The following is a 19,546-nucleotide window of genomic DNA, read 5'->3' as shown; positions in this document are numbered from 1 at the left end:
GTAGTGAGGACTTTAGTCCTTCTTTATTGCGGACTGAAGTCCTCACTACAAACCCATACAAAAGGTTCGTAGTGAGGACTTTAGTCCTTCTTTATTGCGGACTGAAGTCCTCACTACAAACCCATACAAAAGGTTCGTAGTGAGGACTTTAGTCCTTCTTTATTGCGGACTGAAGTCCTCACTACGAACCTTTTTGTGCGATCGCCCTAGCGCTTCACACTATTATGTTCCCATTTCCAAACACAGCTAGAAATCAAATTCGTGCAGACATGAGCCGTAATTGGTACTAACAAATTGCCAGTAGCTAAAACACTGTAACCCAGCAGGAATCCGACAGCCGTCGCCCACACAGCATAAGGCCACTGATCCATTCCTCCCAAGTGCAGAATGCCAAAGGAAAAACTTGATAAAACTAAACCTGTTAGATTTAATCCCAAAGCAGACAGCATCACGCCTCGAAATAGCAATTCTTCGCTAAGTCCCGGCAGCAGTCCCAGCCAGATTAAATCTGGCCAAAATAAGGGTTTGAGGACTACTTCTAGGTAAACGTCTGCACTGCGACGATAACCAGGCCATATCTGATATACGATCGCACTACCGCCTGTAATTGCCAATCCGATCGCACATCCTTTCAGCAAATCCATTACAATTAATTTGACGGGCAAAAGCGATACCGATCCAAATATCAACCACAATTTAGCTACCGCCAGCAACATAATGGCTGTCACGCCCATTGCTACTAAAACTTGAGTGCGCGTCAACGGTTCAATTTCGGGAGTTTCGGGAAGTTTTTCTGCCACTTAATCAAGTTTAGATTTTAGGTTTTAGATTGTTAGATTTGTTGAGTAGAGTCAGACAAACACCGCAGGGAGGAGATGTCTGCACCCAAGGAAGCTGGACTGATGCCTGCTCGTAAAGCGACCAATACGCCGATCGCCTCTAAATACGAGTTTACCTGCAAAGCTTTGATTCCGAGTTTTTCTGGGGAAGCTTGCATCTGGGTTTTGTTGTCACCCACGGCGATGATTTGTACTGTCGATCGCCCGCTTAAGCTTAGAATAGCACTGCCACCGCACGCTGTCGCAGGTATTACCACCGCATCGACTCGATCCGCCCACAAACTCGGGGATGCTGACTCAAAATTTCCCCTGTTTCCATAGATGTTTTTTCTTGTGGGGTGGGCATCTTGCCCGCCCAATACCTGTGACAGGTAAGATGCCTCTCCCACAGCAGGAGTGACAAACTGCGGGGCTTTGCTGAGGCCAGCCAGCACGCAAGGTAAGAAAGTATACCCGAGTTCCTCCGCAGCCGATCGCGGGGACAGGTGCGGATCGAGGGGAAGTGGCGACAGCGCCGGGGCGTGGGCGCAGGGGATTTTAAATGTTCTGACAATGAGGTGGCTGATGACGGCTTCGGCACCTGCGAGGGGGTCAACTCCTTTGCCACGGCGGTAGTTTTCGAGGGCGATGCTACCTTCATCTTCGGGAAATCTTGCCACAACTGCGATCGCCTGGACTTTGGCTTGTGCGATCAATTTGTCGGCCGCACGCAGTAAACTGTCGGGATTGCCGATCGTCCCCCAGGATGCCCCTGATTCTGAAATGCGTAATTCTACTTGCAGGGGGCGATCGGTCAAAATACAATCAGTTATGTTTAAACCTAATGTAGCTCTAGCAGCATCAACGGCTTGCAAGTGTCGCAATTGTAACTCCGGTTCGATCGCGCAATCCATAATTAAGCCGATGCGATTTTGATGTACCGGTTGCAAACCCCAGCATCCTTGTGCAAATTTGTCAAGGGCATAACCTTCGACGTAGAGGGCGTTTGGTATCGGCCAATAAAGTTGAGCGCCGTTGAGGACATTGGGATGAGTAATCAGCGTGTCGGCAATTTGGGCGATCGCCCTAGCCACAGGTAGAGCATCCCCTGCAAACCCACCGATCGACGCTCCAACGCCTGTGGGGACTATCAAAACCACTGTTAAAGGGCGGGGATTCACGCTGCTACGGGGGATGCTTCCACGAGCACGTAGCCTTCTACCAGGGCTTTTTGGCGATCGACATCCACGTCTGTGACAGCCCAGCGCAGGGGTTCGCCGTGTTTTTGCAGTTCAATTTCAATAGCTGAGTGCAGTTCTTCGGCGGTGTTGCGGAGGTCAACTTCTGCGGAAATGAAATGAGTGGTCATCTGGCGATCCATAATGGTTTAACCGCGATCGATACTTTGGTACTTACGTAAATTTTACCTTAATCCTAGGATTTACCGAACTGGCGATCGTAAACAATGTCTTCTTTTTCAGTTTCTATCTTCAAGTGCGATCGGGGAAAAGAAACGCACAGCAACACATAACCTTCTGCTTGAAGTTCGGGACTAACGCCCATGCAATCAACCTGCTTAACTTGACCCTCAACAACCTTAGCAGCACAAGTAGTACAAACCCCGGAATTGCAAGAGTTCGGCAAATCAATGCCAGCGGCGATCGCAGTTTGTAGAATTGGTTGATCTTCTGCCACTTCTACGGTATGGGTGCTACCTTGATGGATCAATTCAACAGTGTAAGTTTGAGACATATTTCGATGATTGGTTTTAATTCCGAATGGGAATTTACAGTAGACTTGCAAACAAAGCAACAAGTATTTTACCGCTGTTGGTGATTCTGTGCAAGTTTACAAAATTTATAGGAGTTAAGCATGGGGGTCTAGAAACCGGGTTTTTTACGAAAATACTTCATAGTCACCCGCAGATTCAGTAAAAACCCGGTTTCTTTGCATGAACGGCAAGTCGTAGGGTGCGTCGCCACAAACAATCTCTAACTAAATATCGACCATCTCATAGCGACGCACCTGAGTCGTTTGGTGCGTGGCCACAAACAATCTCTCACCAAAAATCAACCATCTCGCCAGCGACGCACCAAACTTATTCAACAGTCTTTATCTCAATCAAAGTCGTAGGGTGCGTCGCCACAAACAATCTCTAACTAAATATCGACCATCTCATAGCGACGCACCTGAGTTATTCAATAGACTTGCATTCCATTCCCAAACTTTGCTGTTTTGAAAATATCTGCATTAGCCTGTTTTTATCTGCCTTTTATCTACGGTCTTTCTCTTAATCAAAGTTTAGGAAATAAACCTAACATTGCTTTGTAGGAATTTTTTGTAAAAATGGTATAATCTAAGTAACTAATTTTCCCATCAACCCAACAACTCATCAACAGCCAAACTAAAACCAGCCAGCACAAGCTGAGTGCTGATTGTAGAACCCAAATTAAAAGTCAACTTTTGAGATTGAGTCATAATCATTATCCAGCGACTTTCGGGAAAAATAATCCAAACTTCCAGACAACCCGAATCCAAATACTCTTGTGCTTTCAGAAAAACATCTTCCGCAATATCAGTCGGAGAAACAATTTCAGCAACTAATAGCGGACTTTGAGGAAAAGTAGGAACATCGCCATATTCAGCGACAAGTTCAGCAGTCAGATAAGCAACATCAGGGCGACGTACTCGCCTGTCAGTGCGACAAGGAACTTCCGTATAAACTTCGCCACCTTGTCCGCTAGATATCTTGTAACTTCTCCAAGAAAAATCTAATCTAGATTGGATTCGACTGTGTTTTACTGTCATACCATTTTTTTCCGCGATTTTCCCGTCCACCCATTCCATCTCGTCAGGTGGACTGGCGATGAAGTCTTCTAGAGAAACATTTTCCGATAAAACGGCTGTCATTACCATATTCATTTACTCTCTTTTGCCGAATCAACTAATATTATATCATTCTTTGAGAATCGGTAATCGGTAATTGGTAATCGGTAATCGGGAATCGGGAATCGGTAATCGGTAATCGGGAATCGGGAATCGGTAATCGGGAATCGGTAATCGGTAATCGGGAATTGGTAATCGGCAATTGGTAATTAGAACTAACCTATGCCCAATGCCCAATGCCCAATGCCCCATTACCAATGCCCGATGCCCAATGCCCCATGCCCCATGCCCAATGCCCAATCTATTCAATATTAATTTGATTCGGTGGCTTCGATTGATTTTGTTTGTCATCCTTCAAAGTTTTACGCCCAGAACTAGCATAATCCTTGTACAATTCCACAAACATCTTAGTCAACTGCTGCAACGAAAGTTCTTCACCATTAATTTGAGCTTTCATATAAACTTTCAGCACTTCAATGTAAGCCAAACCAAGAGCAAGCGTGAGAGTTGCCGCCGTAGCACCCGAAATAGCACCACCGACAATAGTACCCGCACCCGGAATCATTTTAATCAAATTAGTCACAATACTTCTCCCAACAGCAGTCACCCCACCAGCACCGCTAATTGCAGACAGCATCGCCGAGACAAATCCCTTATCAAAGGGCATTCCAAAAATCACAGTAATATTAGCAATCATTGCCGTTTGCATCGCCATCAAAATTGGTGCATCAGCAAAGGGTACAGGAGTCGCACCGACAATCGCCGAACCTGCCACATAACCAGTTACATACTTAAATGCCATATCAGATTTAAGTGCAACATTAGCAATTTGTTCTTTAACAAAAGCTTTTTGAGCTACTTCCGGCAACAGTTGAAAAGTTGCATCTACCAACTTATCTAAACCGTGAGACTTTACTGTATAATCCTCATCAATCTCTTCCGGTTCAGCCATCACCGGGATGATTTGACTGACTGACAAATTCATATGTTCTAGTTGCTTGAAAAACTCACTCGGCTTTTTCGATGCAGTCTGAGTGAGAACTAAAATAACTGGTACATCCATGATTTCCATTTCTCTTAACCAGCCTTCCTCCACGGATTCTATTCGATTTGCGCCGTGATTGATGCAGTACCAGATGACGTGAATGTGTTCTTTGGGGTGCAGAAGTCTTTGGTCTTCAATGAGTTTAGCAACATTTAATTGAATAATTTTAATTTGTTCGGCGTTGAGTTCGAGTCCGGGAGTGTCGTAAACTGCGATCGGGCAACTCGGTTTGGTATATTGGCGAATACCGTGAGTTACCGGGCGGCCGACTCCGGTTTCTGCTAAGCGCTGGCGAAAAACCGAATTAATCAGTGTACTTTTGCCGACTCCGGTTTTGCCGATGACTAAAACATTGCACTGTCCCACATCATTTTCTGCCTCTTTGAAGGCATCGTAGCTGTTGATTAAAAGGTCATCTAGGGAAAAATCATCTGACATGGCGGTTTCTAGAATGATGGGATATTAAGGATTAAGCATTCATTTTTAATTTTAAGCCCACCGAATAGAATTCGGGGCTACACAAACAAAGTCCGCCTTCGCGGACTGAGAAGTCTCAAATATATTGTAGCAATTTGATTTCAGAACCAGTGGAAAGGATATCTAATTCAATTATTCAATATTCTCATGATTTTCAGATCGATCGCACTCAGGCGGTAAAAAATCAAGATTAAGAACTTCTTCTCCAGTAAAGGGAGACTCTGGGGAAAATGTCGCAATAGATAAACCTGTTTCATCTGCGGCTAATTCCCTAGCATCTCGATAAGATTCATTAAAGATTTCTTGAAAAAAACGATATAAACTAGGACTGGTTTTGAAGGTATCTCCGATGCGTTTACGATGTTCGCGAATGGTGTAAACCCAACTATTTGTTCGTTTTTCAGGCTGATATTTATACTTAAGTAAGTGCATTAAAAGTACCCTCAAATTACTTTTTAAAGCATTTTTATCGCTTCTCCCCATACTTTCCAGTTCCTCTAGTAAGTTCTCTAAATCTATTTCAGAAAACTTTCCCTCTTTTAATAAGTTGATATTTGTCTGTAACCACAGATAAAAATCCCGTTCATAAAGAGATGTTATTGCAGTTGTTATTGATTGGATAGTTGTCATTTGTTTGACTCCCTTTCTTGGTCATAATTTAGTTTAAGCTAGTAAGCGATCGAAATTGATGCTAAAACCGATCAGGATTTGTTGGCTGCTGGCGGTTTCGCCGGATCTACTCGTTTTTACAAATCGGTTTCAGAACTTGCCTGTATGATGTTCGATCAAACCTTCACCAATGGCGCAAACTCCTCTAACTTCAATTGTAAGTCATCCACCAGCATTAAACGATACCTTTCGGTAGTTTTCAACTTGTGGAGAACATAACTAGCAAACTCATCTCGCCACTTTTTTCTATCAAGTTCATTCGAGATGTTCAGCGCTCTGATTGATAGGTTGTAAGGGTATTCTTCAAAGTTGAGATCTTTATCATTTTCAAAATCATGCTTTCCTACTGTAAGAGTGATTGTTGAGTTACGAAACTCATACCAGTTGTCAGTACCATCAGAAAAAAGCTCAAGTTTTAGAGCCAATATAAACTCTAATTCTTTGATTAAATGTTCGATTTCCTGTGGAAAGTCTACAAAAATATCTAGTGTGCGAGACATAAAAACCTCCTTTATTGAAACTCAGTAAAAGTGATGTCATAGATATCGCCAATAATTCGGACGCTATCAATTTTTCCGCGTGTAATATTTTTCGCCCTCTGCAAACCTCGTTCAGCCTCAGCCTTTATCAACCCAGACACCCTAGCATCTATAATTATATCCCTAGCCTGTCCGCCTCGTCTAATCGAATTGTTGATCTGATTTTTTACTGTCGCGCTTGTAGCACCAGCATCCAGACTTTTGAATTCAGTGAATTTTCCATCTACCTCAGCATCGGGATTTCTACCTCCATCGGTTTTTTCCACCAAGGCTTTAACATTCTTTCCCTCTCTTTCCAGAAATTCAGCAATCGCTCTTTCGGTTGCACCAAAAGCTCTTTCTGATTCATCAATACTGCCACAATTAAGCGAATTTTGCTCAGGTGTTTGGTTAGTCCCGTTATTCACCATTTTTGGTTATTTAAAATTTTGGTGAATTATCGCACATTATGAGCCAAGTCACTTGAAAAAAAGAACCGGGTTTCTCACTTAGTCAATACAATGATTCCTCTCCCATCAGGTTATACTATTACCCTAATACTAACACTATCTCTAGTTCCTTTAATATGCCATCTTACAGGCTTACCAGCAAAGAAGTTACTTAAACTTTTAGGAAATACTTAAGATAAGTATACACTCTGAAACAATAAATTATCTTTTATTTTCTGACAATTAATGGCACTTTTGCAAGAAGCCTGGTATTACTATTGTGGCCGGTAAAGACGATGATTTTATCCCATAACTATTGTAAAATTAAGTTGGTATTGAGAACACAATGATGGCACATTAAATGGATTCTCTGATTTCTTTTAGCTTTTTCTTTAAAGTGATGAGATCAATTTCTTCTCTTTCTTCTATTTCTTCTAATAGTCTGCCAATTTTTGATTGCCTCTTCTCCTTACCTTTTTCTATCCATTTTTGATATTTCGGATCGTCGAGCATTTTCTGATATTCCTGATATTCCTTAACTTCGTTTTCAAAATCCTTTAGAGTGTCATACGGTAAGTCCTCCATATCCTTAGCATCAGATATTATTTTATACTTTTCATTCTTTTCAAGGATTTCACCAATATCATCAGAAAGCTCATAATTTAGATTTTCTCTATATGTTACAAAACATCCTTCTGTCTTTTCTTGATGGGAAAGGTAAGGCATGATTTCAACAATCCTGAATATCTTGTTTTCTGTTGAAGATAAGAGACATAAAGAACCTTCGGGAAAATCCGCTTTCGCTTGCTCTAGAGTTTTGGGTGACGAGTAAAAACAATCTATATTCTCACTATCATTAGCGAGATTAGTTGCCTTGGTAATAAGATCATTATCAGTCAAGACACCTAGTTTAATGAATTTACCTGGTCTCGGTTCAGATTGATTTACAGGCGTAGAGTTTTCTTTAGACAGTTGGAGAACTTTATCTTGATCCTGACGAGACTGTTTATCCTTATATTTCTTCTCCTGACGTTTTTCATGTTGTCTTTTATATTCCTCAATTGCTTTATCCCAATCATAAGATCGATTATTAATAATATATATATCTGATAAACAATCAATCAATTTTTGTGTTAATTCTAAGTTGTCGATGCTAATACATAATTCTCCCTCATCTTTAAAACCACGTTTGGTTAGATTAGATGAACCTATGATCGAATAACCTATCTGAGTCTGAGAACCTTTCTTGTTACGACCTAAAAAACAATAGGCTTTGATATGAAATTCATCATTTTTAGGGCATATGAAACTAATTGGTTGAGTCTTAAATTTATTTTGATTTTGATCTTTGACGAAATCTAAAATTTCTTGTATATCAATAGGCTTATTAATATCATAAGTTTTTTTGCCTATAGCAATCACAACTTCCGTATTTTCATTTAAAGACTCGTGTGAAATAATTTCTTTTACTTTATCCACCCCATACTCACTAACAAAAGCAGAAAAAATATAAATCTTATCCCAATAAAATTGTTTTAATAAAATATTGATTTTATTTTCTAAGTTTTCTTTGTAGTCGCACAAAAACTGATAATTCATCGTAAATATCTCCAATTAATTGATATAAAACTTTTTAGGTAAGATGTAAACCACAATTTGATTATCTTCGCTAAAACTGCGCGATCGCACCTAATAAAGTTGACTAAAAACATAATCAGCCAACTCAATCAAAGCCTACTTCGACTCCGACGGCGGGAACCCCACCAAACGCATAACCGCAGACAGATCGGACTTAGCCTGTAATTCCCGCGATCGCCTGGGATGTTTGAAAGGTTACTCATGGGCTTAACAAGGGATAGAGAGGGAAACGCATGGAGAAATTATAACTGTTGCAGTCGAGCTTGAACCAATTTTTGAATATTTGTGGCAGAGATCGGATTTATGAGAGTTACGCACAGCAAAGAAACCGGGTTTTTCACTTAGTTAAAGGCTGGGATGCCGTATTTTCTCAAAAAAACCCGGTTTCTAATCACCCGTGTTTCAGTCATAATTTAAAAATGTTCCAGCAGAGATTTCTCTTGGGCGTAAACCTTTCGCAGCGACTCAAGATCGATCGCACTTAACATCAATTTAATCGCCCCAACTAACTCCCCCCACTCCAACAATTCAGCAACAGAAACAGCTTGATGAAATTTATCCCCATAAAAATCCACCCAAAAATCCGGTGCAAATCTCTCCTTCAGACTCGCCATCCTGCGCTTCCAGTAACCAAAATCTAAACCTTTGGGCGATTCTACTCCCAAAATTGGCGGTAAGTCGGCGTAGCTGACAAAGCGACTCATGCCTTGGGCGTGCACGTAAAGGATGTGCCGCCACCGCTCGATGCGATATATTTGTTCTACCTTGATTTTGAGGAGACGCGCGATCGCCTGTTTAGTCGCAAACCGGCTCAAGGGATGCACGGGGGTTGATTTTCGCGAAAAGTTTGCTACCATAGTCTGTAATTGTTTTCTCTGAGTAGTTGACGTGTCGTTTACGGGTGTTTGAAACCTCCGAAAGCGGGTAGTTGACCTCTTTGGAGGGGAGAATTTGATTTGAACAGGCGATCGTCTTTCAGTTTTGCCGACGTAAGGACGATCGCTTTTTACGATAAAATTATTATCAGACCTATATAGAACATCTGTCAAGAGCTTATGGGCTTAATTAGATTGCGGATTCGAGAATTTGCGGACGAGAAGGGGTGGACGCTCAAAGAAGTGTCCGAGCGCTCTGGCGTAGTGTACAGTTCCCTGAGAACCTACGCGCGATCGCCCGGATTAGCAACGATTGACGTGACATCCTTGGACAAGTTGGCGAGGACTTTTGACGTGATGGTCGAAGATTTGTATGAGATTGTCCAAGATTAGCCGATCGCCTTTCGGGATACAATTGTCCTATGATGGTACACCATCAATTGTCAAGTATGGGTTTAGTTAGGTTAAAAGTCAGAGAATTCGCTGCTGAGAAAGGCTGGACGCTAAAAGAGGTTTCAGAGCGATCGGGAGTCATCTACAGCACCGTCAGACACTACGCCCGCTGTCCGGGGGTGTCAACTATTGACTTCATTTCGATACACAAATTAGCCCGCACCTTTGATGTGATGATTGAAGATTTGGTGGAAATTGTGCAGGAATAGCCGATCGACCTTTACGATAAAATCCTAAAAAACTAAATCTGGTTTTCTGTCAATGGGCTTAATTAGATTGCGGGTAAAAGAGTTTGCGGCCGAGAAGGGTTGGACGTTGAAAGAGGTTTCAGAGCGATCGGGCGTGATCTACAGCACTCTGACAACCTATTCGCGCTCTCCGGGGATGGCAATGGTTGATTTTACGTGCTTGCTCAAGTTGGCGCGGACGTTTGATGTGATGGTGGAAGATTTGGTTGAGGTGGTGAAAGAGTAGGGCGATCGTCCAAGCTAAGATAGAGAAGTAAGCTTTTGACATCAGTAATGGTTGAATTGCTAGAAATCCCCAAAGCGCAACACGTAGTTATTACAGATGATGCGCTGACAGTCGATCTATCTGACGGTCGTACTATTTCTGTACCTTTAGCGTGGTATCCTCGGCTGTTACAGGGTACACCGGGCGATCGCGATAATTGGCGCTTTATTGGTGAGAATGAGGGAATGCACTGGCCCGAACTTGACGAAGACATCAGCGTCAAAAATATCATTCTCGGTAAACCGTCAGGAGAAAGTCAGAAGTCATTTCAGCAGTGGTTAGACGATCGCGCAAACAAAGTCTAATCAAACCAGGTTTTCTGTTAAAATAATTTGTTTGTTTGTAGTAAAGACTTCAGTCCTGATTCACGAAAACTCAAACGACTTTGGTCGATATCTTTTCACTCAAAAAATAGCGCCTGAATTACTCCAGACGCGATCGAACTTTTATCAACTCAATATTGCTCGACAGCCTCCAATATCTGACTCACCGACTCACCACTTTGCAGCATTTCCCAATCAGAAGTAATCGGTTGGAAAGAACAGTAGCACAGCACAATTCGCAAGTCAGTATCAAAGGAAGAAAACTGGTGAACGCTAGTAACTATCCAATCTCCATCTTTCCCGTGAGTTACTCCATTACCAGAGTCAGAGAGATTGTCATAGTCGCGGGTTCTGTCCCCCGGCTGCGGAAGAATTGGGTTTTCTTCCCAACTCCAGTTTTCCCACAGAATATCAGTTAAGCCGCCCTTCGGCATAAGCTGGCGTTCTTCCCAACCGGGAGCACTCATGGTTTCGGCTTTGTAGACAATCCAGATTTTTTTTGCCATCTTTCCTCCCTTTACTTTAATCTTGGTAATCTTGCCATGTATCCTGAAACGAGGTTTGTTCGCCATCAAACACGCAGGCCACATCAGGAGGGCTTTTGCGGCTGAGTCGGATTTCTTTTAGCCGCCAGTTGTATTTTTCGCCCATCTTTTCACAGAGTTCGGGGTTTGTGACATAGTGGACGTTTTCTGGTTTTGGGTTCGGTACGCGATCGCTCCTCACTTGACACTTCCCTTACAGTTTAAAAACTACAATGTTTTGCCCTGTATGCGATCGCTCCACTGCTGCACGTAGCAGCTATGTGTTGTTTGGGTTTTGACTGGCTGTGATTTTGGGTTGCTCGGCTTGATTGACGTATTCCTCCATAAATTCAAGCAAAACATCCCTCATATTTTTACCCTCCCTAGCAACGGCCGACTTAAATCGGTTCCGCAGATCCGGCGGCATTTCTACTCTAATAGCCACATTCTTGTTTTCATCCATACAGGCTCAAGGGTTCACAACATATACATTGTGACATTTTATGAGGTTTGCCCAAAAACCAGCGTTTTGCATACAAGTGCGTTAAATATACTATATGCTATAGTGCATACTAATGCAATAGTGCAAGCTGTCTAACGGGCTCTGCTTTTGGTGCGAATCTCGCGCGGGCTCCTAGGAGCGATCGCGCCATGTAAAAACTATCGATCGCCTAAAATAGATTAATTCAGCCAAAAATCAATTAAAGTGAGCGAGAAGCCAGGAGCGATCGCGATGACATTATGTACCGCAACATGGACAATAGACGACTACCATCGGATGATCGAAACAGGTATTTTGGACGATCGCCAAGTTGAATTACTAAATGGAGTAATAGTCGAAATGGTACCGGAGGGGACTGCACATACTTATTTTAGCGATCGCTTTGCTAATCAATTGCGAGTCGCATTATCCACCAGAGCACAAATCCGCGAAGCCAGACCAATTACTCTACCAAATAACTCGGAACCAGAACCAGATATTGCCGTTGTCCAACCCCTAAACGATGTCTACCTACAGCATCACCCCTATCCAGAAAATATTTTTTGGGTAATTGAATATTCTGATTCTAGTTTGACTAAAGATTTAGAGGAAAAAAGCAAGATTTATGCAGCAGCAGGCATTCAAGAATATTGGGTTGTTAACCTACGCGATCGAATATTAATTGTGTTCCGCTTCCCGGAAGGCGATTTTTACCAGCAGCGAAATACTTTTCAATCGGGAACCATTGAACCCCTGGCTTTTCCCGATCTTACTATCCATGTTTCTCAACTAATGAACAGGTAAATTATTGCCAAATATCCTAAAATAAGGTTTCGCTACGGCAATTTTTTTTCGGAACGCAAGCCAAGTATTTCCTGCGCTCAAGTTATGCAAATAAATTAGTTCCTCGGCTCATTTTCACAGAACAGCAGGCAGAAGGAACCTTACAATAACGACATTCCCAATCGCTAGGTTTTGGGTTGGGAGGTTGAGAATTACAAAGCATGGCAATTAACTGCTGTAAACGCTGTCTGAATTGCTCATCAACATACCACTTGGGCAAATCTAAAATTTGATCTCGATAAACTAAGCGACCGTGCGGAATGTGACCTTTAAACAGATGTTTGGTTTCCGGCGCAAAGGGCAACATTGACATATAGAGAAGCACTTGCATTTTATGGGAATCTTTGGGTTTACCTGTTTTGATATCTTCGACAACAGCCCAATCATCTTTGATGGCAATAATGTCTGGTCTGCCGGCAACGCAGATATCAAAAGTTTGACCTTGATATTTGAAGGAATTTTGATTTTCGACATAGACGGTGAAGCCTTCTTTTTCTAATTGTAAAGCTCGTTTATCCACCGTTTCATCATGTTCTGATGGGTCATAGGTACTGGCTTGTTTTTCAAATTGATAGTTAGTTCGTTGCCATAATGCGTTTAGGCAATCTTTTTCGATTGCTAAAGGTTCCGCCAGCCCAGTTACAGTGGCGTAGGGATTAAATCTTTTTTGCGCTTGTGTCGGCATATTTTTTAGAGGTGTGTTTGGGATGTCTTTACGATGACACTCACTCCCAAATGATGTCTAGTTAATTTCAGATAATTGTTGGTGATAATAAATGAGAATCTTGAGTGATTAAATAATTGCAAATAATGTCAAATTATGGCAAATAATTTTAAATAATGACTTGCGCTAAGGAGTTGCCAGCTAGAAAAAAGCTTGCTAAGATAAGCTGATAAGGCTGAGTTATGGCAGTGGATGTATGAATCTTAAGCAAAATTTTCATAAGCAAATCGCTGAATCGCTATTTCCGGGAAACCGGAGTGAGGAGAAGGCTTGTCTTCTTCGGCGATTTGCCCCGGAGAATCACCCGGACAACAGAGTAAGCACTCATAAAGCAATTGCTAAACTAATGGGCGAGGATTTAGTAGTTTATTGCGAAAACAAAATAAATCAAACCATTCGGAAGGTGATTGAGGTAATCGTTCAAAGATATGGAGAGGAGATGAAAGGGGATGGCGTAAATACTGAGGTGCTAGTGAATCTTAAGCCCGGGGGTAAAAGGGATAAAGAGAGTGAGCAAAAAATTAGCCCTTGGAAAGAGGTTTATAAGTGGTTATGGAATTATAAGTTTTTGAGGTGGATTGATATGAATGGTTGGTCAATCTTGAAGGAACGAGCTAAAATTGCTCCCAATTGGCTACAGTTTTTAACCAAAGAGGAAATGGCATCTGTGCAAAGGGGAACTAGAGCCGTCGTTTTGCCCCCGCCTCCCCCTGCGGTGCAGAAAATTACGCCAACGATTCCCGCAGAAAAGTCGCTTTGGATGGTAATTTATTTAGAATTTGATAATTCTCAATTGCTGTTGTTGAATCGCAGCCAAGATGGGGAATTTTTGCTTTGTCCATCTTCTGCCTATGCACCGCATCCTATTATCGAGAAACCGCCCATTTTGCTGCCTCAAAAAGATTCTTGGGCAGATCAAGATGAGAGCAAGACAAATTTTAAGTTTGGGAAACTGGTAAAGGAGGAGTTTTTAGCAATTGCTTTGGAGAAGCCTGTGAGTTTACCTTGGTTGATTCCCCGTGAAGAGGAAGCTTTACCGGAATGGAATGCTGAACGGCTTAAAGAGTTATTTGAACAATTGGAAAAACAAGATAATTGGCAAGTGTTTTATCAAAGCTTTGAGGTGGTGGAAAAATAGCCGTAAGTCATTTCGTCAAGCATCCCGTCAGGGATTAAAATCCCTGCCTAATAGCTAAAGTCGGTTAAAACCGACTGGAAAACAATCGAATTAGTCCTATGCAAGAGGACTTGAGCTTTGAGACAGGGGTTTTAACCCCTGGCGGATGGGAAGTTTAGAGAGAGGGAATCATGTTTTAGGTTGGGTTTCTCTCCTACTCAATACTTTGAATTAATTTAATGTTATTTCTCAGCCATTCATTGACCAAAACTTGAACGTCAATATTTTTATGTTCGGCAATTTTAGTCACAAACTGCTCGACATCGGGTTCGAGGTAAATGGGATAATGAAAGGTAGCATCAGGATGGTAAAATTTGCCTTGCTCTGATGAAGAAAAATCATACTCTGATTTCATAATTGCCTCTCTTGATAAGATTGTGTTTCAATGAATGTAGCTTTACGGGCTGAAATGATCCGAATCATGCAAAAGGAGCGATCGATTTGTTCAAAGGTATGGATAACAATCCTTAAAATACCTGTTTCATCTAAGCCTAGAGTAATCCATCTATCTTCATCTTGACTGTGTTTTTCATCATAGAGTGTTAATTGATAAGGATCGCGAAAAACAGTTGATGCCAAACGAAAATTTAATTGATGCTTGCGAATATTTTGCTTTTCTTTGGCTGGATTCCAATCAAAGTTATAATCCAAGGGAATTGAACGTGTAAAAGTAAGGTGCTACTAAATTATAACATAAATCATGAATTTAGGCACTAATGTGATTTTTGAAGAGTTTATAGTTTAAAAATCCTGGTTTATCAGCTATCAGATAGCAGCCCCAATAGTCCCCATACTTACAGATAAGGAATAAAAAAAATGTCCGAAAATCGCAGAGCCTCCTATTATCAACTAATCCTAAAAGTGCTCGAATGTCCCAATGGGAAAGAATCACAAATCTTAAACCTACAATCCGAGTTACTCGACCCCGGACTTTTGTCAACGATCATTGTCGTGGCTAAAAATTTTGATGAGAGCGGCAACCAAGATGCAGTTAATTTTTTAAATGACCTTGCCTTGCAACTGGGGGAATTTCTCGGTAGCGAACAGCAGGAAACAGCAATCAGAGAAGAGACAGCAGATATTTTTTTTGAGTGGGGAATTGAGCAATATTACATTAGTCAGTCTCCCATTGCTTTTCAGTGCTGGCAACAGTGCCTCATCATTTATCAAGCGATGCACGACCGCCAAGCGGAAGCAGCTTCTCTAGGAAACTTAGGCACTGCTTACTACTCTCAGGGAGAACTTGAAAAAGCAATCTATTTCCACGAACAGTCTTTAGCAATTAATCAGGAAATTCAAGACTATCAAGGGGAAGCGGATTCTATGATAAGTTTAGGCAATATTTACCGAGATATGGGACAGTTTGACCGAGCAATAGATGATTACGAAAAGTCTTTAGCTATTTGTCGAAAAATCAATAATCATAAAGGAGTAGCCTGTTCTCTAATAGGTTTAGGCAATGCTTGCAACTGTCTGGGACAATTTGAAAATGCGCTCAATTTCTACAAACACTCTTTAGACATTAGTCGGGAAATCAAATACTTTCAAGGGGAAGCATCTGCACTGGGAAATTTAGGTATTGCTTACCAATTTCTAGGAGAATATGAACAAGCGATTACTTTCCAGGAAAAGTCTTTAGCCATCAAACTAGAAATCAAAAACCGCAGAGCAGAAGCTAATTCTCTGACAAATTTAGGCATTGCTTACAACTCTCTGGGACAACTTGAACAAGCAATAGCTTTCCATAAAAAGTCTTTAACTATTAGTCAGGAAATTAAAGATCGGCAAGGAGAAGCAAAATCTCTGGGAGGTTTAGGTAATGCTTACTACTCTCTAGGAGAACATAAGCGAGCAATCGCTTGCTATAAAAAGTCTTTAGTTATTAATCGGGAAATCAAAAACCGCAGTGGGGAAGCGGCTTCTCTAGGAAATTTAAGCAGTGTTTATCACTCTCTGGGAAAATATCAACAAGCGATCACTTTCCACGAACAGGATTTAGCCATTTGTCAGGAAATCAAAGACCGCTTTGGGGAAGCGACTTGTTTGGGAAACTTAGGCATCGCTTACAAATCTCTGGGACAAGTTGAACGAGCGATAAAATTTCAAGAACAGTCTTTAGCGATTAGTCGGGAAATCAAACACCGTCAAGGGGAAGCAAACTCTCTGGGAAATTTAGGCACTGCTTACTATCAATTGCAGCAACCAGAGAAAGCCATTGAACACTACCGAGACTGCCTGAAAATTACCAAAACTGAAACCACCATAACTATGCCACCCGAATGCTTCACAGCAGGTAGCAACCTCGGCAACATCGGCTTTACCCAAGGCGACTGGCCTCTCGCCTTAGAAGGATACGAACCCGCCATAAAAGCAGTCGAACAACTCCGCAAAGGCTCAACCACAGACAAACGCCGCCAAGAAATCATTAAAGAAGCTTTTTCTGTTTACGCCAACGCCGTCCAGTGCTACATCAACCTCAAACAATACGATAAAGCCGTCGAAACCGCAGACAGATCACGTTCCCGCCACCTCGCCGACTTATTTTTCGCCAGCAAAGACCTCTACCCCAAAAGCGAAATTCCCCCCGAAGTCAAAGAATACTATCGCCTGCAACAACAAATATACCGTTTGCGTTCCTCTGACAATGACGGAATGAAAGGATTCGCCAGCACTCCCCAACAAACCCCCAACAGCGACGCTATCATCGCCAAGATTAAAGAATTAGAAGACGAAAAAAAGCAAGCTTGGCTGAAAATTCGCAGTAAAGACCAAGTTTTGGCGGGTCAATTGCAACCAGATCCCCTCTGTTTCCACCAGATGCAAGCCTTAATTCCCGATGCCGAAACCGCCATCCTCAATTTTTACACCACTGGCGAACATACCCACATTTTCATCTTGCAGCAAAATCAACCGCCCCAACTCCACACCTGCGAAGGACAAGGACTTGAAACTTTGCAAAATTGGATATTCAACAACTGGTTAAAACCCTATGTTAAAAATCAAACCGCATGGCAAAATCAAATCAGTGAATTTCTCCCCGAACTCACCAACCGCCTGCAAATTAACCAACTAATTTCCCAACATCTCAACGGCATCAAAGAACTGATTATCATCCCTCACCTTTCCCTGCATCAAATCCCCTTTGCTGCCTTACCTTTAAACAACACTCCCATTCCCCAAAGCAATATAACCTCTGACAAAACACGCGGGCCGAAACCGATCGTCAAACCCTCAAATACCCCTGCTAAAACCCCACCCCAACAACCCAAATACCTCAGCGATCGATTCCGCCTCCGCATCGTTCCCAGTTGCCAAATACTCAACTTTTGCCACCAGCGAGGCAACCTCCAACCTACCACAATGGGAATCGTGGAAAATGCTACAGGCGACCTCGTTTTTACTGGCTACGAGTGCGAAACCCTAGCAACCATGCACCAAGTTTCCCCAGATAATCGCCTACAATACCAAGAAGCAACAGTCAGCAACTATGAAACCCTTCTCAACAAAGTGCAAGTCCTCCATTCCAGCCATCACGCCAGTTCCCAACTCGATAATTCCCTCGAATCAAAGCTGCTATTATTCGACGGCGACATCAACCTCGGTCGTGTTTTTACCTGGAGATTTTCGCACTTAGCCGAAGTCTTCCTCTCCTGCTGCGAAACTAATTTAACCCTCACCCAAATTACCGACGATCCGCTTTCGATCGCTAGCGGTTTCCTCTGTGCAGGTGCTAGAAACGTGGTCAGTACACTGTGGGCTGTGGATGATTTAGCAACCGCTTTATTTTGCATTTTATACTATCAGCAAAAGCAGGACAAGAGCCGTTCAGAGGCAATCCGCCAAGCACAATTTAAGCTGCGTAACTTGACAGGCGATGAGTTATCTGCTAGTTATAAACTGCAATTAGAAGATTATTTCGATCGGCAACCCAGCGGAGAACAGCAAGCAGAAATTGTCAAAAATGTGCGACTGCGATTAGATTTGCTTTGCCGGGAAACATTGCCCTTTGCGAGTCCCCATTATTGGGCGGGGTTTGTATCGCAAGGTTTAGCCTAGGAGAAACAGCTTATGCCAAATATTTACACACAAAAAATAGCGCCTGAGTTCCCCCAGACGCACAGCATAAAATCAACAAATTGTCAACCCTAACCTAACCGTTCAAAGCCTCAGCACCGCCGGAAACTTCCAGAATTTCCTGGGTAATTGCCGCTTGCCGCGCCTTGTTATAAGTCAACGTCAAACTACGGATTAAATCGCTAGCATTCTCACTAGCATTATTCATCGCCGTCATCCGTGCAGCCAACTCGCTAGCAGCAGATTCTTGCAAAGCCCGCAGCAATTGGTTGTTCAAATACAAAGGCAAAAGTGCTTCCAGAATTTGCGCCGGATCTTGCTCGAAAATCATGTCCCGTGGCAAACTCTTCATAGGTGAAGTAACCTTCTCCCGCGATACTTGGAACTGTCCGCCTTGCGATGTCAAGCGGAAGATTTCATCATCGGGAGTTTCCAAACCTTGGGGGTCGAGGGGTAACAAGGTTTGAATTACTGGACGTGAACTAATTAGTGACACAAACTTAGTGTAAACTAGCTCAACTCTGTCTACAGTTCCCGACAGGAACAAAGACAGCAATTCGTCAGCAATTAGGGCTGCTTCCGGTGCTGTTGGAATTTGTTCCAAGTTCATGTAAGTACCATCAATCGGCTGTTCGCGACGCTGGAAATACTGAGTAGCTTTGCGTCCTACCAATACAAATTTGTAGTTTAAGCCTTCAGCTTTGATTTCCTTGGCGCGATTTTCGGCGTATCTAATGATGTTACCGTTGTAGCCACCGCACAAACCCCGATCGCCCGAAACGACCAAAAGTCCCACTGTTCTGACTTCGCGTTTTTTCAGCAGCGGCAAATCCAGGTTTTCAAACTGCAAGCGTTCCGCCAAACCGTACAATACCTCGGCGAGGCGATCGGCAAAAGGCCGAGTAGCCGTCACCTGTTCTTGAGCGCGGCGCACCTTAGCAGCAGCCACCAAGCGCATTGCTTCTGTAATCTTTTTAGTGTTCTTGACCGACTTAATGCGATCGCGAATAGTTTTCAGATTGGCCATAACTTTCTCCTTTTTTCTTAGCTTTTATTTCT

At 42.5% G+C, this 19,546-nt stretch carries 26 protein-coding genes; 7 read left to right on the top strand and 19 right to left on the bottom strand.

Annotation, left to right across the window (positions count from 1 at the left end):
- Nucleotides 1-206 precede the first annotated feature (206 nt).
- The 12 genes from QZW47_RS03735 to QZW47_RS03680 all read right to left on the bottom strand — a co-directional run bounded on the left by QZW47_RS03735 (nucleotide 207) and on the right by QZW47_RS03680 (nucleotide 9,357).
- The gene (locus QZW47_RS03735; RefSeq protein WP_293124096.1) at nucleotides 207-800 is read right to left on the bottom strand and encodes a CPBP family intramembrane glutamic endopeptidase; all 594 of its coding nucleotides are present in this window, start codon (nucleotides 798-800) and stop codon (nucleotides 207-209) included.
- Nucleotides 801-832: 32 nt separating this feature from the next.
- Nucleotides 833-1,999, bottom strand: a complete 1,167-nt coding sequence (locus tag QZW47_RS03730; RefSeq protein WP_293124094.1) for a DUF3326 domain-containing protein — start codon at nucleotides 1,997-1,999, stop codon at nucleotides 833-835.
- Nucleotides 1,996-2,187 (bottom strand): hypothetical protein, encoded by a 192-nt coding sequence (locus tag QZW47_RS03725; RefSeq protein ID WP_293124418.1) that lies wholly within the window; start codon nucleotides 2,185-2,187, stop codon nucleotides 1,996-1,998. Before QZW47_RS03725 ends, QZW47_RS03730 begins: the two co-directional genes overlap by 4 nt.
- A 65-nt stretch (nucleotides 2,188-2,252) precedes the next feature.
- The gene (locus QZW47_RS03720; protein ID WP_293124092.1) at nucleotides 2,253-2,570 is read right to left on the bottom strand and encodes a 2Fe-2S iron-sulfur cluster-binding protein; all 318 of its coding nucleotides are present in this window, start codon (nucleotides 2,568-2,570) and stop codon (nucleotides 2,253-2,255) included.
- Nucleotides 2,571-3,194: 624 nt separating this feature from the next.
- Nucleotides 3,195-3,734 carry a Uma2 family endonuclease gene (locus QZW47_RS03715; protein WP_293124416.1) on the bottom strand — a complete coding sequence of 180 codons (540 nt, stop codon included), beginning with the start codon at nucleotides 3,732-3,734 and terminating at the stop codon, nucleotides 3,195-3,197.
- A 39-nt stretch (nucleotides 3,735-3,773) separates the two neighbouring features.
- Complete coding sequence (locus QZW47_RS03710; protein WP_293124090.1) at nucleotides 3,774-4,013, bottom strand: hypothetical protein; 240 nt, start codon at nucleotides 4,011-4,013, stop codon at nucleotides 3,774-3,776.
- Entirely contained in the window at nucleotides 4,006-5,187 is a 1,182-nt protein-coding gene (locus QZW47_RS03705; RefSeq protein WP_293124088.1) for a GTPase, read from the bottom strand. Before QZW47_RS03705 ends, QZW47_RS03710 begins: the two co-directional genes overlap by 8 nt.
- A 171-nt stretch (nucleotides 5,188-5,358) precedes the next feature.
- The gene (locus tag QZW47_RS03700; RefSeq protein ID WP_293124086.1) at nucleotides 5,359-5,856 is read right to left on the bottom strand and encodes a DUF29 domain-containing protein; all 498 of its coding nucleotides are present in this window, start codon (nucleotides 5,854-5,856) and stop codon (nucleotides 5,359-5,361) included.
- Between the two features lie 155 nt (nucleotides 5,857-6,011).
- Nucleotides 6,012-6,395, bottom strand: a complete 384-nt coding sequence (locus QZW47_RS03695; protein ID WP_293124084.1) for a hypothetical protein — start codon at nucleotides 6,393-6,395, stop codon at nucleotides 6,012-6,014.
- An 11-nt stretch (nucleotides 6,396-6,406) separates the two neighbouring features.
- The gene (locus QZW47_RS03690; RefSeq protein WP_293124082.1) at nucleotides 6,407-6,844 is read right to left on the bottom strand and encodes a hypothetical protein; all 438 of its coding nucleotides are present in this window, start codon (nucleotides 6,842-6,844) and stop codon (nucleotides 6,407-6,409) included.
- Between the two features lie 375 nt (nucleotides 6,845-7,219).
- Nucleotides 7,220-8,461, bottom strand: coding sequence for a phospholipase D family protein (locus tag QZW47_RS03685; RefSeq protein ID WP_293124080.1), 1,242 nt, complete (start codon nucleotides 8,459-8,461; stop codon nucleotides 7,220-7,222).
- Between the two features lie 452 nt (nucleotides 8,462-8,913).
- Entirely contained in the window at nucleotides 8,914-9,357 is a 444-nt protein-coding gene (locus QZW47_RS03680; protein WP_293124078.1) for a hypothetical protein, read from the bottom strand.
- Between the two features lie 198 nt (nucleotides 9,358-9,555).
- On the opposite strand from QZW47_RS03680, the gene QZW47_RS03675 reads away from it, so the two are divergent.
- The 4 genes from QZW47_RS03675 to QZW47_RS03660 are packed head-to-tail and all read left to right on the top strand — an operon-like array spanning nucleotide 9,556 to nucleotide 10,646.
- Nucleotides 9,556-9,768, top strand: coding sequence for a helix-turn-helix transcriptional regulator (locus tag QZW47_RS03675; protein ID WP_293124075.1), 213 nt, complete (start codon nucleotides 9,556-9,558; stop codon nucleotides 9,766-9,768).
- A 56-nt stretch (nucleotides 9,769-9,824) separates the two neighbouring features.
- On the top strand, nucleotides 9,825-10,037 hold the full coding sequence (locus QZW47_RS03670) for a helix-turn-helix transcriptional regulator (protein WP_106149042.1): 213 nt from the start codon (nucleotides 9,825-9,827) through the stop codon (nucleotides 10,035-10,037).
- A gap of 52 nt (nucleotides 10,038-10,089) precedes the next feature.
- Nucleotides 10,090-10,302 carry a helix-turn-helix transcriptional regulator gene (locus QZW47_RS03665; protein WP_265233925.1) on the top strand — a complete coding sequence of 71 codons (213 nt, stop codon included), beginning with the start codon at nucleotides 10,090-10,092 and terminating at the stop codon, nucleotides 10,300-10,302.
- 35 nt (nucleotides 10,303-10,337) lie between these two features.
- The gene (locus QZW47_RS03660) at nucleotides 10,338-10,646 is read left to right on the top strand and encodes a DUF2442 domain-containing protein (RefSeq protein WP_293124068.1); all 309 of its coding nucleotides are present in this window, start codon (nucleotides 10,338-10,340) and stop codon (nucleotides 10,644-10,646) included.
- 149 nt (nucleotides 10,647-10,795) lie between these two features.
- Here the strand turns inward: QZW47_RS03660 and QZW47_RS03655 are convergent, their stop codons facing one another.
- The 3 genes from QZW47_RS03655 to QZW47_RS03645 all read right to left on the bottom strand — a co-directional run bounded on the left by QZW47_RS03655 (nucleotide 10,796) and on the right by QZW47_RS03645 (nucleotide 11,651).
- Entirely contained in the window at nucleotides 10,796-11,170 is a 375-nt protein-coding gene (locus tag QZW47_RS03655; RefSeq protein ID WP_293124065.1) for a hypothetical protein, read from the bottom strand.
- Between the two features lie 16 nt (nucleotides 11,171-11,186).
- Nucleotides 11,187-11,390, bottom strand: coding sequence for a hypothetical protein (locus QZW47_RS03650; protein ID WP_293124062.1), 204 nt, complete (start codon nucleotides 11,388-11,390; stop codon nucleotides 11,187-11,189).
- 75 nt (nucleotides 11,391-11,465) lie between these two features.
- On the bottom strand, nucleotides 11,466-11,651 hold the full coding sequence (locus QZW47_RS03645; protein WP_293124059.1) for a hypothetical protein: 186 nt from the start codon (nucleotides 11,649-11,651) through the stop codon (nucleotides 11,466-11,468).
- A 243-nt stretch (nucleotides 11,652-11,894) separates the two neighbouring features.
- Between QZW47_RS03645 and QZW47_RS03640 the strand changes: the two genes are divergently transcribed.
- A complete protein-coding gene (locus QZW47_RS03640; RefSeq protein WP_366930799.1) occupies nucleotides 11,895-12,473 on the top strand; it encodes a Uma2 family endonuclease in 579 nt (192 codons plus the stop codon).
- 82 nt (nucleotides 12,474-12,555) lie between these two features.
- Here the strand turns inward: QZW47_RS03640 and QZW47_RS03635 are convergent, their stop codons facing one another.
- The gene (locus QZW47_RS03635) at nucleotides 12,556-13,197 is read right to left on the bottom strand and encodes a PD-(D/E)XK nuclease family protein (RefSeq protein ID WP_293124056.1); all 642 of its coding nucleotides are present in this window, start codon (nucleotides 13,195-13,197) and stop codon (nucleotides 12,556-12,558) included.
- A gap of 235 nt (nucleotides 13,198-13,432) precedes the next feature.
- Between QZW47_RS03635 and QZW47_RS03630 the strand changes: the two genes are divergently transcribed.
- Complete coding sequence (locus QZW47_RS03630) at nucleotides 13,433-14,374, top strand: hypothetical protein (protein ID WP_293124053.1); 942 nt, start codon at nucleotides 13,433-13,435, stop codon at nucleotides 14,372-14,374.
- Between the two features lie 193 nt (nucleotides 14,375-14,567).
- Here the strand turns inward: QZW47_RS03630 and QZW47_RS03625 are convergent, their stop codons facing one another.
- Both QZW47_RS03625 and QZW47_RS03620 read right to left on the bottom strand, forming a co-directional pair.
- Nucleotides 14,568-14,768 carry a hypothetical protein gene (locus QZW47_RS03625; RefSeq protein WP_293124050.1) on the bottom strand — a complete coding sequence of 67 codons (201 nt, stop codon included), beginning with the start codon at nucleotides 14,766-14,768 and terminating at the stop codon, nucleotides 14,568-14,570.
- Nucleotides 14,765-15,064, bottom strand: a complete 300-nt coding sequence (locus QZW47_RS03620; RefSeq protein WP_293124047.1) for a BrnT family toxin — start codon at nucleotides 15,062-15,064, stop codon at nucleotides 14,765-14,767. Before QZW47_RS03620 ends, QZW47_RS03625 begins: the two co-directional genes overlap by 4 nt.
- 165 nt (nucleotides 15,065-15,229) lie before the next feature.
- Between QZW47_RS03620 and QZW47_RS03615 the strand changes: the two genes are divergently transcribed.
- On the top strand, nucleotides 15,230-18,469 hold the full coding sequence (locus QZW47_RS03615) for a tetratricopeptide repeat protein (RefSeq protein WP_293124043.1): 3,240 nt from the start codon (nucleotides 15,230-15,232) through the stop codon (nucleotides 18,467-18,469).
- 94 nt (nucleotides 18,470-18,563) lie between these two features.
- Here QZW47_RS03615 and QZW47_RS03610 read toward each other — a convergent pair whose 3' ends face one another.
- On the bottom strand, nucleotides 18,564-19,514 hold the full coding sequence (locus tag QZW47_RS03610; RefSeq protein WP_293124040.1) for a F0F1 ATP synthase subunit gamma: 951 nt from the start codon (nucleotides 19,512-19,514) through the stop codon (nucleotides 18,564-18,566).
- Between the last annotated feature and the right edge of the window lie 32 nt (nucleotides 19,515-19,546).

Source organism: Microcoleus sp. bin38.metabat.b11b12b14.051 (genome assembly GCF_013299165.1).
Lineage (GTDB): Bacteria > Cyanobacteriota > Cyanobacteriia > Cyanobacteriales > Microcoleaceae > Microcoleus.
Note: the sequence above shows the minus strand (reverse complement) of the source record. Positions and strands in the feature narration are given on the sequence as shown.